The sequence below is a fragment of the Synechococcus sp. CB0205 genome (assembly GCF_000179255.1).
Lineage (GTDB): Bacteria > Cyanobacteriota > Cyanobacteriia > PCC-6307 > Cyanobiaceae > Vulcanococcus.
This window is the reverse complement of record NZ_ADXM01000049.1, coordinates 1-11,621: the sequence shown is the minus strand read 5'-3', so window position 1 is coordinate 11,621 and position 11,621 is coordinate 1. Positions and strand designations below refer to the sequence as shown.

At 63.8% G+C, this 11,621-nt stretch carries 12 protein-coding genes; 6 read left to right on the top strand and 6 right to left on the bottom strand.

All coding sequences use genetic code 11. From position 1 onward, the window contains the following. Positions 1-20: 20 nt before the first annotated feature. Positions 21-1,382, bottom strand: coding sequence for a histidine phosphatase family protein (locus CB0205_RS0108930; protein WP_010316657.1), 1,362 nt, complete (start codon positions 1,380-1,382; stop codon positions 21-23). 96 nt (positions 1,383-1,478) lie between these two features. Here CB0205_RS0108930 and CB0205_RS0108925 point away from each other — a divergent pair, with 96 nt between their 5' ends. The 5 genes from CB0205_RS0108925 (at position 1,479) to CB0205_RS0108905 (ending at position 6,877) form a co-directional block, all read left to right on the top strand. Further along, on the top strand, positions 1,479-2,888 hold the full coding sequence (locus CB0205_RS0108925; protein WP_010316656.1) for a CPBP family intramembrane glutamic endopeptidase: 1,410 nt from the start codon (positions 1,479-1,481) through the stop codon (positions 2,886-2,888). A 53-nt stretch (positions 2,889-2,941) separates the two neighbouring features. Beyond that, on the top strand, positions 2,942-3,394 hold the full coding sequence (locus tag CB0205_RS0108920) for a hypothetical protein (RefSeq protein ID WP_010316655.1): 453 nt from the start codon (positions 2,942-2,944) through the stop codon (positions 3,392-3,394). Then, on the top strand, positions 3,394-5,211 hold the full coding sequence (locus CB0205_RS0108915; protein WP_029626261.1) for a penicillin-binding protein 2: 1,818 nt from the start codon (positions 3,394-3,396) through the stop codon (positions 5,209-5,211). The genes CB0205_RS0108920 and CB0205_RS0108915 overlap by 1 nt, the downstream gene beginning before the upstream one ends. Positions 5,212-5,294: 83 nt before the next feature. Further along, positions 5,295-6,464 carry a transaldolase gene (locus CB0205_RS0108910; protein WP_010316653.1) on the top strand — a complete coding sequence of 390 codons (1,170 nt, stop codon included), beginning with the start codon at positions 5,295-5,297 and terminating at the stop codon, positions 6,462-6,464. 32 nt (positions 6,465-6,496) lie between these two features. After that, entirely contained in the window at positions 6,497-6,877 is a 381-nt protein-coding gene (locus CB0205_RS0108905; protein WP_010316652.1) for a Crp/Fnr family transcriptional regulator, read from the top strand. Between the two features lie 4 nt (positions 6,878-6,881). Here CB0205_RS0108905 and CB0205_RS0108900 read toward each other — a convergent pair whose 3' ends face one another. The 3 genes from CB0205_RS0108900 to pyrH are packed head-to-tail and all read right to left on the bottom strand — an operon-like array spanning position 6,882 to position 9,324. Further along, positions 6,882-8,030 carry an NAD(P)/FAD-dependent oxidoreductase gene (locus tag CB0205_RS0108900; RefSeq protein WP_029626260.1) on the bottom strand — a complete coding sequence of 383 codons (1,149 nt, stop codon included), beginning with the start codon at positions 8,028-8,030 and terminating at the stop codon, positions 6,882-6,884. Next, positions 8,027-8,566, bottom strand: a complete 540-nt coding sequence (frr, locus tag CB0205_RS0108895; protein WP_010316649.1) for a ribosome recycling factor — start codon at positions 8,564-8,566, stop codon at positions 8,027-8,029. Before frr ends, CB0205_RS0108900 begins: the two co-directional genes overlap by 4 nt. A gap of 44 nt (positions 8,567-8,610) precedes the next feature. Further along, positions 8,611-9,324, bottom strand: coding sequence for a UMP kinase (gene pyrH / locus CB0205_RS0108890; protein ID WP_010316646.1), 714 nt, complete (start codon positions 9,322-9,324; stop codon positions 8,611-8,613). A 40-nt stretch (positions 9,325-9,364) separates the two neighbouring features. Here pyrH and CB0205_RS0108885 point away from each other — a divergent pair, with 40 nt between their 5' ends. Then, positions 9,365-9,631, top strand: a complete 267-nt coding sequence (locus tag CB0205_RS0108885; RefSeq protein WP_369791656.1) for a hypothetical protein — start codon at positions 9,365-9,367, stop codon at positions 9,629-9,631. Here CB0205_RS0108885 and cobO read toward each other — a convergent pair. Next, a complete protein-coding gene (gene cobO, locus CB0205_RS0108880) occupies positions 9,628-10,251 on the bottom strand; it encodes a cob(I)yrinic acid a,c-diamide adenosyltransferase (RefSeq protein WP_083797931.1) in 624 nt (207 codons plus the stop codon). The genes CB0205_RS0108885 and cobO overlap by 4 nt on opposite strands. An 80-nt stretch (positions 10,252-10,331) precedes the next feature. Next, positions 10,332-11,519 carry a site-specific integrase gene (locus CB0205_RS0108875; protein WP_029626259.1) on the bottom strand — a complete coding sequence of 396 codons (1,188 nt, stop codon included), beginning with the start codon at positions 11,517-11,519 and terminating at the stop codon, positions 10,332-10,334. Positions 11,520-11,621 lie beyond the last annotated feature (102 nt).

The following is an 11,621-nucleotide window of genomic DNA, read 5'->3' as shown; positions in this document are numbered from 1 at the left end:
AACGCGGGGGACTAGGGCGATCAGAGCGCACCGGCAGCGGTTCGATCGATCACCCCCCCAAGATGCGCCGTTTGGTTCAAACACACCACCACTGGAGCCTGATCGGCTCCGTTGGGGTAGTCGATCACGGTGACGCCGCCGTTGCCCTGCTTGACGGCCCAGATGTCTGCCGGGGTCAAGCCCAGCAACGCGCAGAGGATGGTCTTATTCACTGCATCGTGGGCGACCACCAGGGCGGTCTCCTCAGCGGACAAGCTCGCCGCAATGGTGTTCCAGCCCCGCAAGGAGCGATCCCAGACGTCGTGAATGGTCTCCCCACCGGGCATCTGCACGGTTTCGGGGGCCCGTTTCCAGTCGGCCAGGAGCTCCGCCCAGCCCGCAGAGATCTCCTCCTCCAGGCGGCCCTCCCATTCACCGTGGCCGATTTCCACCAGATCAGAGACGCTGGTGAGGGGCACCCCCGCGTGGTGCTTCAAGATCCCCTCCGCCGTCTGACGGGGGCGAGACATGGAACTGGAATAGGCCCGATCGAAGCTCACCTTGCGCAGGAACTCGCCGGCGGCGGCGGCTTGGGCTCGGCCGTTCTCGTTCAAGGGGATATCGATTTGCCCCTGGAAGCGCCCTTGGCGGTTCCAGTCGGTTTCGCCATGGCGCACCAGCAGCATCCGGGGGCCTGGACCTTTGCTGGGCAGGCTGCTTCCGCAAACCTCGGGCTGCAGGTGGGTCGTGCCGTTCAGCGATTCGATTTGAACCGCGACGGGCTTGGAGGCCGAACCAGCTGGCCCAGGACTGACGTTGAACACCGACAAGGAGGCGTTCTCTAAGCGAAGGCGACGGAAGCCGGAAGCCTCCAAGTCAAGGAGGGCCAGCACGAAGCAACGCAGGATCGCGTTGTGACCGACCACCAGAACGGTCTTGGGGCTTCCCCCTGGGTCATGGGCCGCCAGCAGACCATCGAGAAAGCGCTGAGCCTGCGCCATCAACTCTGGGATCGGGGCGTACTCGGATCCATCGGCGCGCCGCAGCTGGAGCTGCTCAGGGCTCCGTTTCCATGTGGCGTAGTCCTGGGGAAACTGCGTCTGGACCTCACTGCTCAGCAGGCCACTCCAAGGGGCCAGGTCCACCTCGAGCAGGTCATCGCTCAACTTCAGATCCACGCTGGATCCCTGCGCCGCCAGCAGGGCCTTGGCCGTGTCGTGGGCGCGCCGCAGCGGAGAGCTGTAAGCCGCATCAATCGTCAGACCCCGCAGGGCTTCACCGGTGGCCAGCGCCTGCTTAGCGCCCACATCGGTCAAGCTCGAGAGGTCATCTCGGCCCTGGATCCGGTGCTCGAGGTTGAAGCTGCTCAGGCCGTGGCGAACCAGCAGGATCCGGAGGGACACGGGCACTTCCTTAACGAAACGGCATCGTATTTGAGGGCTCTATGGCCCCTCACTGGGCCGCAGAATGCAGCCCAGTGAGATGCACGGGGCGGTGGGGTGAGCACGGAAAAGGAGTCCAACGGTCCACGCAGGTCAGACACACCCAACTGGAAATCGGCCCTGGCGCTGGTCAGCCTGGCCCTCAGCCTGTTGCTCTGGCTCAACGGACTCGTCAGCAGCCTGCAACGCCCCTCCGTTGGCGATGACCTCAGCCGACGCCAGCTGGAGCTGAGCGTGCTGGCCCAGGGGAACCTGAGCGAGCCCATCCGTCCGCTGCTGAGCTCGGGTGAACCCCTGCAAACCCTCCAGGAGAGCCTCCAGAACGCGATCAACGACAGCGAGGAGGAGGGCCGCAATCCATCCCCAGGACTGCTGCTTGAGCAAGCCCTGCTGCTGCAACGCACAGGTGACCCGAGCCAGGCCCAGACCCTGCTGAAGCAACTCAGCCAAGAAGGGGGAGCCCAGCAGGCGATCGCCACCGTGCTGCTGAACCCCGAACAGCACAGCCTCCAGTCGCGCGAGCAACTTCTTTCCGAGCTCAAGGGATCAACGCTTGTACGCCAGTGGAGCTGCGAAGCACTGCTGGGCGCCGAGGCCTGCCAGGGGGACCAGGTCGCCAGGCAGGCCAGCGTGCAGCTGCTGGCGGTCACCCTGGTGCCCGGCCTGGGACTGCTCGGCGGCATCGCCCTGCTGATTCGCGAGCTCTGGAGGCGCTGGCGCGGAAAGACTCCAGCGGCACCCCCATGGCTCGGCCCAGCCCTCTCCGGCATTGACACGGTTCTGCTGGTGGCCGGCGGTTTTGTGGTCGTCGGTGAGCTCATCACTCCCCTGCTGGTGGCACCGCTGCTGACGCGGCTGCTGCAGGACTGGCCGATCGAGGCTGTGCTCAAACAGGGGGTCAGTGTCGTGGTCCTCTACGGCGCCTTGATGACAGGGCCATTGCTGATCCTGAGGCTGCTGCTGAAGCCCCTCGGCCCAGGGCCCCAGGGGGGCTGGCTGCAATTCCGCTGGTCCCCCCTGCCGCTTTGCTTTGGCCAAGCCCTCAAAGGCTTCTTGATGGTGCTGCCCCTGGTGAGCCTGGTGGGCTGGCTTCAGGGACAACTCTTTGGCGATCCGGGCGGCAGCAATCCCCTCCTGGAATTGGTCCTCAACGGACACAACATTCCCGCTCTGGCTTGTTTTGGAATCACCGCCATCGTCCTTGCCCCCCTCTTTGAGGAGACTATCTTTCGCGGTGCGCTGCTGCCCGTTGCCGCCCGCTACTGGGGATCGGGCTGGGGAATTGTGGTCAGCGCCGCTGTCTTCGCCGTGGCCCATTCCAGCCTCGGAGAATTTCCGCCGCTGATGGTGCTGGGGCTCGGCTTGGGCTGGCTGCGCTGGCGCAGTGGACGGCTCGGCAGTTGCGTGCTGATGCACGCCCTCTGGAACAGCCTGACCTTCGCCAATCTCGTTGTTCTGGGTTGGTGAAAACCCCCTTGCTGGAAGCGCTCTCGCGTGGTTGACTTGCGCAGCACGCGTTGATGTTTGTGGTTGCCGTTCCGCTCCAGAAGAGCAACAGAGCGCCGGGCAGCCGCTCCAGCCGTTCCCTCGAGCTGATTCAAGGCACGCTGCTTGCCCGCAAGCTGGATCGCCAAGCGCCGTGGCTTGGCAATTTGCATCGCATTGCCGATGGAAGTCTCGTCGGCCTGGGAGTTGCCGTTGTCGGTCTCAGCGCCCTGACGCTCCACTGGCAGGGCCGCTGGACCAGCAGCTTCCAATCCCTTGAAGCGACCCAGCGGCTGGAGCACCGCCTGCAGGAATCAGCGGCGGTGCTCGAGCAGCACCACCTCTCGATGACCCGCAAGCCAGCCCTGCTGGAGCCCACCAGCAGTGAAAAGCTCGTCTACGTCGCTCCGCCGGCCGTCTCAGCAGGGCCCGACTTTGAAGCCCTCTTGGCCCAAGTCAATCCCGGTCAAATTCTTCCGGGCTACTGATGGCGCAGCAGGGGCTGCAGGGTCGCCGCGCCCCTGCACCACGGGAAGGACGTGGGCCAAGACGCAACCGGGTCGTGGATTTGCAGCCGGTACCCCCGCGCCGGCTCTGGCTCGTCTACGGCCTTCTGGCGGCTGGACTCAGTGGTTTAGCGCTACGGCTGGCCTGGGTTCAGGTGATCCAGGGCAACGAATTGTTGAACCGGGCCCGAGCGATTCAGACCCAAACGATCACGCCCCTTGGCCGCAGGCGGACGATCGTTGATCGCCAAGGTCGGCTGGTTGCTCTGGATGAAGAGCGCTTCACCCTCTGGGCCCACCCCCGCTACTTCTCCTTCCCTGGAGACGACATCGGAAGGCTGCGCAGCCCCCTGGATGTGGCGCGCAAACTCTCCCCCGTCCTGGCCAAGCCCATGGGCGAGTTGCTCAAGGCCATGGATGGCCGTAAATCAGGTGTGAAGCTGGCCAGCGAGCTCGACCCTGAAACCGCACAACGGGTGCGCGAGCTGGGCATCAGCGGTGTCGATCTTGAGGCCTATCCCCAGCGGGTCTACCCCCAAGGGGGACTTTTCGCCAATGTCGTTGGCTTCCTCAACCTCGAGCGGGTCCCCCAGGCGGGTCTCGAGCAGAGCCGTGACCGCGACCTGCGTCGCCAAGAAGCCTCCAAAAGTCTCCGGCGTGGAGCCGATGGCACGCCCCTGCCCGATGGGCTCAAACCAGGGGTGCTCTACGGCGACGACCTCAAGCTGCAGCTCACCCTCGATGCCCGCCTGCAGCAAGTCGCCCAGATGGCACTGGCCAAACAGGTCAAGCAATGGAAGGCCAAGCGCGGGGCCGCGTTGGTCATGGATGTCCGCAACGGTGAGCTGCTGACCCTGGCCTCCACCCCGACCTACAACCCCAACCAGTTCTGGAAGTTCCAGCCGGGATTGTTCCGTGAGTGGTCCGTCCAAGATCTCTATGAACCGGGGTCAACCTTCAAGCCGATCAACCTGGCGATCGCCCTTCAGGAAAACGCCATTGACCCTTCAGGGAAGGTGAATGACTCCGGACAACTGACCGTTGGCGGCTGGCCGATCTTCAACCACGACCGCAAAGGCAATGGCTTGATCGACTTCCCAACGGTCCTGCAGGTCTCCAGCAACGTGGCGATGGTGGAGGCGATGCGGCGGGTTCAACCGGCACGCTTCTGGCATTGGCTCCACACCCTGGGAATCGACAACACTCCGGATACCGACCTGCCCGGCGCCGTAGCCGGGCAGCTCAAATCCCTCGAGACCTTTAAAACCCAACCAATCGAGCCCGCAACGGCCGCCTTCGGTCAAGGCTTCAACCTGACGCCCCTGAAATTGATCCAGCTGCACGCGATGTTGGCGAACGGCGGCCGGCTGGTCAGTCCCCACATCACCCGCGGCCTGCGCTCCGGTGATGACCTGGCCAGCGCCCCGCCGGCCTCAGGAGTGCAACTGATCCGGCCCGCCATCGCCCAAACCGTCCTCAATTGGATGGAGACTGTGGTGGAGAAAGGGAGTGGCCGTGGCGTGCAAATCCCGGGCCACCGCATTGGCGGCAAAACAGGAACGGCGCAAAAGGCACGCAATGGTGTCTACGTGGCCGGAGCCAAGATCACGAGCTTCATCGCCCATTTGCCGATCAACCAACCGCGCTATGTCGTGCTGGTCGTTGTCGATGAGCCGAAGGGCGAAAACGCCTACGGATCAACGGTGGCGGTTCCCGTCGCCAAGCAAATCATTGAGGCCTTGCTGGTGATTGAGAAAATCCCGCCCAGCCGCACGGTTCCCACAACGGCCCGTCAGTAGATCGCACTGCGTGACCGCTTGATGACAACGGGAGTCAGGCCCCGATTGGCATCGCTAGCTTGAAATTACGTTTGGTGCCCGGCATGGCCAATCTCCTCGACCAACTGGCCGCGATGACCGTTGTGGTTGCCGATACCGGTGACATCGATGCGATTCAACAGTTCACGCCCCGGGATGCCACCACCAACCCTTCATTGATCCTGGCGGCAGCCCAGATCCCGGCCTACCAAAACCTGATTGATACCTCCCTGCGGGAGTCCCGCGAGGTCTGCGGCCCCTCGGCACCGGCTGAAGAGGTGGTGCGCGAAGCCCTCGACGAGATCTGCGTCACCTTCGGTAAGGAAATTCTCAAGATCGTCCCCGGCCGGGTTTCCACCGAAGTGGATGCGCGCCTGAGCTTCAACACCGAAGCGACGATCACCAAAGCCCGCAAGCTGATTGGCCTGTATCGCCAAGCGGGCATCAGCCGTGATCGCGTGCTGATCAAGATTGCCTCCACCTGGGAAGGCATCAAGGCTGCGGAGGTGCTCGAGAAAGAGGGCATCCACTGCAACCTCACCCTCCTCTTCAGCTTCGCTCAGGCCGTGGCCGCCGCTGAGGCTGGTGTCACCTTGATCTCCCCCTTTGTTGGCCGCATCCTCGACTGGTTCAAAAAGAGCACGGGCCGCGATAGCTATCCCGGCCACGAGGATCCGGGCGTGCTCTCGGTCACCAAGATCTTCAACTACTTCAAGACCTTCGGCTACAAAACCGAGGTGATGGGAGCGAGCTTCCGCAACATCGACGAGATCGTCGAATTGGCGGGATGTGACCTACTCACCATCTCGCCCAAACTCCTGGATCAACTGCGCAACACCCAGGGGGATCTGCAACGGAAACTGAACCCCTTTGATCCAGCGACGACGGAGCAACAGATCCACCTGGATGCCCAAGGCTTCAAGGCGATGATGGCCGAGGATCAGATGGCCACTGAAAAACTGGATGAGGGCATCCAGGGATTCACCAAAGCGATCGAGACCCTGGAAGCCCAGTTGGCCCACCGTTTGGGAGAACTGGAGGGAGCCGGTGCCTTCCAACATGCCGCCCAGGAAATCTTCCTGCTCAACGACCTCGATGGCGACGGCTGCATCACCCGCGAGGAATGGCTGGGGACCGATGCTGTGTTCGATGCCCTGGACACCGATCACGACGGCCGTCTGTTGCCCAATGACATCCGTGGCGGTCTCGGTGCGGCCCTGGCCATTAAGAACTGACTTAGGCTCTGGCCGAGTTGGTTGGTCGTTGCATGAACGCCCTCGAAACCATGCGTGCCCTGGCCAGCCAGGGAGAGGTGATTCAGGCAACGGCAGGTGATGCGATCTTCTCCTCCGGGGAGACCGGAGACTGCATGTTTGGGGTTCTGGAAGGAACCGTTGAGCTCACCTGGAACGACGAGGTCGGCCATGAGGTCATTCAGGCCGGCGACGTCTTTGGGGCCGGTGCCCTGGTGACGGCGGAGCATCGCCGCTACGGCAATGCCAAAGCCGTCAGCGACTGCAAGCTGCTGAAGATGAACCGCGAGAAGTTCCTCTTCGCCGTTCAGGAGTCCCCGATGTTCGCCATCGAGCTGCTGGGCTCAATCGATCAACGCCTGCGGCAACTCAAGGACTGCACCAAGGTCGGCTGAGCGCTCAGCCCCGCTGGAACAGCAGGCGTTTAATCACGCGTTGGGCGATATCGCCGTAACCCATCTCGCCCGAGAGAATTTGGGCGATCCGTTGCGGCGCTGTCGGTCGCTTGATCCCCAGCTGGTAACCCACTTTCGGGACCCGGTAGAACACCTGTGCAATGCGCCGGCCCCAGGCCATGGAGTCCCCCCAGTGCTGGCGCATCTGGGCGGTGTATTGAGCGAGGGCCTGCTGTTGCTCATCGGCAGCCGAGCTGCCCAGGTAGCGATCCACCGCGTCAGCGGCCCGCACGCCACTCATCAGTGCTGGGCGTAACCCCTCCGCCAAAAAGGGATCACAGAGGGAGGCCGCGTCACCGACCACCACGGCGCCAGGGACATGCAGTGGGTAGTGACCATCCCAAACCCTGAGGGGAGAACGGCGCCGCAGGCCGGCATCCGGCGAGAGGCCCAAGGAGGGAAGCAATTCGGCTAACACCGCATCCGCATCCGCCGCTTCGCGGCCAATGAAGGTGCCCACTCCAATGCTGTAGCCCCCTTGCCTGGGGAAGGCCCAGCAGAAGCCATGGCGCACGAGACCGAATTCGAATCGGGCCGTGTCCCCCTCCAACACCTCGGCATCAACCTCCGCCGCTAGGGCTTCTGCAAACCGCGGCTGACTGGGACCGAGGCCCAAGGGGGCAGCAAAACGAGAGTTGGAGCCATCGGCGATCACCACGGCTCGTGCGCGGTAGCCATGGCCACCGGCCTCCAACATCCATTGATCGCCATCCCGCTGGATTGACGACACTTCGGAGCCATCCAGCAGTTCCGCACCCTCCGCAACAGCCCGCTCAACCAGATAGTGGTCCAGCTTGGAGCGCTGCACGATCCAAAACGGAGAGTTGCCAGGAAGGACCGCCACAACCGGATCCTCCAGGCACCAGGTGAATTTCACCTGGGTGATCACCCGATCAACGGCCGGCTGCAGATCAAAGGGAAACCAACGCTGCACGGAGGCCGCCATACCACCGCCACAGGGTTTGGACCTGGGAAGGGACTGCGTCTCAAGCAGCAGAACACGACGTCCCCTCGCAGCCAGGTGGAAGGCCGCTGCGCCGCCGGCAGCACCGGCGCCGACAACGGCGACATCAAAACAGTGCGGTTCGCTCACACCTTGAGGATGTCTGCTTCCTTCTCAGCCAGCAGTTTCTCGATCTCAGCAATGAACTTGTCGGTGAGCTTTTGGACCTTGTCCTGCTCATCGCGGCTTTGATCCTCGGAGAACTCGCCCTCCTTCTCCTGCTTTTTCACCTTGTCGATCGCATCGCGGCGAACGTTGCGCAGGGCCACCTTGCCCTCCTCGGCATACTTCGCCGCCAACTTGCAGAGCTCCTTGCGGCGGTCCTCCGTCAGGGGCGGGATGTTGATGCGGATCAACTTGCCGTCGTTGTTGCAAGTCAGCCCCAAGTCACTCATCGAAATGGCCTTCTCGATCAGCCCCAAGGAGCTGCCATCGAAGGGCTGCAGTTGGATCGTCGAGGAGTCTGGGGTGCTGATGGTCGCCAAGGACTTCAGCGGCGTATCCGCGCCGTAGTACTCCACCTGGATCTTGTCGAGCAGCGACGCATTCGCCCGGCCTGTGCGAATCGTGTTGAAGGTGCGCTGGGTGGAATCCACCGACTTGCGCATGCTGGCTTCGAGATCCATGGCGAGAAAAAGGGCGTCGCTGAAGAAAGAAAGGGGCCGACCCGTCAGGCCGAAGGAAGGATGCTGGTGCCGATGGGCTCACCGCGCACAGCCCGACCAATGTTGCCGGAACCGAACAGATCAAACACCACGATTGGGATGGCGTTGTCCTTGCAGAGGGCGATGGCCGTGCTGTCCATGACCTCTAGCTCTTTGCTGAGAACATCCATGAACGAGAGGCTCTCGTAGCGCACCGCGTCGGCGTGCTTGTTGGGGTCCTTGTCGTAGACCCCGTCGACCTTGGTGGCCTTGAACACCACGTCGGCTCCGATCTCAGCGGCCCGCAACGCAGCGGTGGTGTCCGTGGTGAAGAAGGGATTACCCGTACCGGCGGCAAAGATCACCACGCGCCCCTTCTCCATGTGGCGGATGGCCTTGCGACGGATGTAAGGCTCCGCAACCTCCTGCATCGAGATGGCGCTCTGGACGCGGGTGGGAATGCCGGCCCGCTCCAATCCGTCCTGGAGCGTGATGGCATTCATCACCGTCGCCAACATGCCGACGTAGTCAGCGGTGGCCCGGTCCATGCCGGCGGCGGACCCCTTGAGGCCGCGGAAGATGTTGCCGCCGCCCACAACGATCGCCAGTTGGCTGCCGTCGGCGACCACAGCGGCGACATCCTTAGCGATGGCATCCACCACCGCAGGATCGATGCCGTAGCCCTGCTCGCCCATCAGGGCTTCGCCGCTGAGCTTCAGCAACACGCGCTGATAGGCCATCCCTTCGTGCTGCAGCTTCGTTCGCCGAACAGTAGCAAGCGTGAGATCCCTTGCCGACGCTGGCCAGGAGCGCTTCGATGCCAGCAGATGGGAGTGCTGGATGGACAGGCATCAGGACCAACCCATTCCACCGGTCGGCTCCAGCCGCAGCGGCCTCATGGCCCGGCTCACCCTCTCGGCCGTGGAACAACTCACCGAAGACCCCCGCGCCTGGGCTGAACCGGTCGTGCATCGGGCGCTGTTGATCAGCGGGCTCTCGGTGCTGATGAGCGCCCTGGCCACGGTGCAAACCCAGACCAGTCCTTAGAACTCAATGCCCGCCTGGGCTTTTACCCCCTGTTCCCGGAAGGGATGGCGCACAAGCTTCATCTCCGTCACCAGATCAGCACGCTCCACTAACGCCGCCGGAGCGCCGCGGCCGGTGAGCGCCACATGGGTCAAGGGCGGCCGCAGCTTCAATCCCTCCAACAGATCCTCCAGATCGAGGTAGCCCAACTTGAGGGCCACATTCACCTCATCGAGGACCACCAACTTGCGCTGGGGATCAGCGAGGTACTCGCAGGAGCGCTTCCAGGCCTGCTGCACCAAGGCACGGTCACGCTCGCGGTCCTGGGTTTCCCAGGTAAAGCCCTCCCCAAGGGCATGCCAGTGCAGCGCTTCACCAAACAGCTCCAGCGCCTTGGCCTCGCCGGGTTGCCAGCCCCCCTTAATGAACTGCACAACGGCCACCTGCTCCCCGTGGCCCAAGGTCCGCAGCACCAACCCCAGGGCTGCCGTGGTCTTGCCCTTGCCATCACCGGTGAAGACCAGCACCAGTCCCTTCTCCAGGGAGCGCTCCCCAACCCGCTGCTGCTGCACTTCCTTGCGGCGAGCCATGCGCCGCTGGTAGGCATCGGCTGTGGCCTCAGGGGCCAGGTCTCCGCCCATCCCCAACTCCGATGCTGTCTGGTCCAGGGCGTTGGGATCGGCCACAGCTGGAGGTCAGGGGTGCCTCCAATCTGGCGCGGTTAAGCCGCGCTCGCCTGGTGCCGGGCCAGGGCCGTATCCACAGCCTGCTGCTGATCCCGGCGGGTGATCCAGTGGTGATAAGTCCTGGTGTGGATCGCCACGGAGTGGCCCATCATCCGAGCCGCCACCGTGTCGGGCAGACCGATGTGGATCGTGCGAACCGCCCAGGCATGGCGCAGGTCATAGGGGGTGAGGGGCAGGTCGTAGCGACGGAACTGCTCGGCAACACGGCGGCCGACCTGCTGCAGGGTGGTGCGGCGGAGATCGGTACAGACCGCCGGCAGAAGCTGACGCTGAGCCCCTAGTTGCTCCAAGCCGAAGCGCTCCACCCACTCCGGTTGAAAGGGCCAGACCTGGTGCTCTCCGGTCTTGCTCGTGGGCAACACACGGATCACCCGATCGCCCCCGGGTGCCAAGGCGGAGAGGTCGGTGAAGAAGACCTCATGGTTGCGTAGGCCATAGGTCGCCATCAGGCCGTAGGCCAAGCGCCATCCGGGGTTAGGAATGCGCTCAAGCCACTCCAGGATCTGAAGGTCGCTTGGGAGCTGGCGAAATTGGGCGGCATGCAGGCCATAGCCCCCCGCCCGCTCACCCCAGTCAGGGGGCAACGCCAACCCTTCGGCTCGAGCCAGAGCCGCGAGGGTGGTGCCGCACTGCTGTCGCCCCCGCGAGGCCAGGGGATAACTCTCCAGAACGGCCTCCAGAAGCGGCAGGCCCCAGGCCATCCCCTGGTCCCCAGCCAAGCGCTCAAGGCGGCGGACATAGGGCAGATAGGCGCTGCTCCAGGTCGTCCGGGCTCCGGAGGGATTGCGGCGGCGGCGCGGATCTTGGAAAAACCCCTGCTCAAAGCGCTGCAGCCGTGCCGCAAGCGAAGAAGCCGTCGCTGGGGGCAATGGCCCCGTGGGAGCGTCCTTGGTTTGAAGCCAGTCGTCCCAGCAGAAGCGCTGCTGCTGAAGCTGCTGCAGGACCAGCTTCAGTTGGTGGCGGGCCTGCTCGAGGCCGGCTGGGTCAGCGTCAAGACCAAGGCTGATCCGTTGCACCCGCTGGGATACCCCACCGCTGCGGCAGGGGAAGGGTCCCCTCAGGCCGAGCCGGGAGCCCCGGCGCTCCAGCCGCAGCGAAACACCGCTAGCGGCCAGCAGCGCGTTGTGTTCCCGAAGGGCCAGATCGAGGCGTTCGAGGCTGATCTTGAGACCAAAGCGAGCCGGCCGACCTTATCGAGCCTGAACGGGAGCGACCAGCCCCCAGCCGGCAGCGTTACGCTCGCCGCTGTTGTTGTCCGATGAAGC

What these genes read in the sequence shown, in the direction of transcription:
- CB0205_RS0108920 (WP_010316655.1), top strand. Translation starts at nt 2,942, where the DNA reads ATGTTTGTGGTTGCCGTTCCGCTCCAGAAGAGCAACAGAGCGCCGGGC.
- CB0205_RS0108915 (WP_029626261.1), top strand. Translation starts at nt 3,394, where the DNA reads ATGGCGCAGCAGGGGCTGCAGGGTCGCCGCGCCCCTGCACCACGGGAA.
- CB0205_RS0108910 (WP_010316653.1), top strand. Translation starts at nt 5,295, where the DNA reads ATGGCCAATCTCCTCGACCAACTGGCCGCGATGACCGTTGTGGTTGCC.
- CB0205_RS0108905 (WP_010316652.1), top strand. Translation starts at nt 6,497, where the DNA reads ATGAACGCCCTCGAAACCATGCGTGCCCTGGCCAGCCAGGGAGAGGTG.
- frr (WP_010316649.1), bottom strand. Translation starts at nt 8,566, where the DNA reads ATGGATCTCGAAGCCAGCATGCGCAAGTCGGTGGATTCCACCCAGCGC.
- pyrH (WP_010316646.1), bottom strand. Translation starts at nt 9,324, where the DNA reads ATGGCCTATCAGCGCGTGTTGCTGAAGCTCAGCGGCGAAGCCCTGATG.
- cobO (WP_083797931.1), bottom strand. Translation starts at nt 10,251, where the DNA reads ATGGGCGGAGACCTGGCCCCTGAGGCCACAGCCGATGCCTACCAGCGG.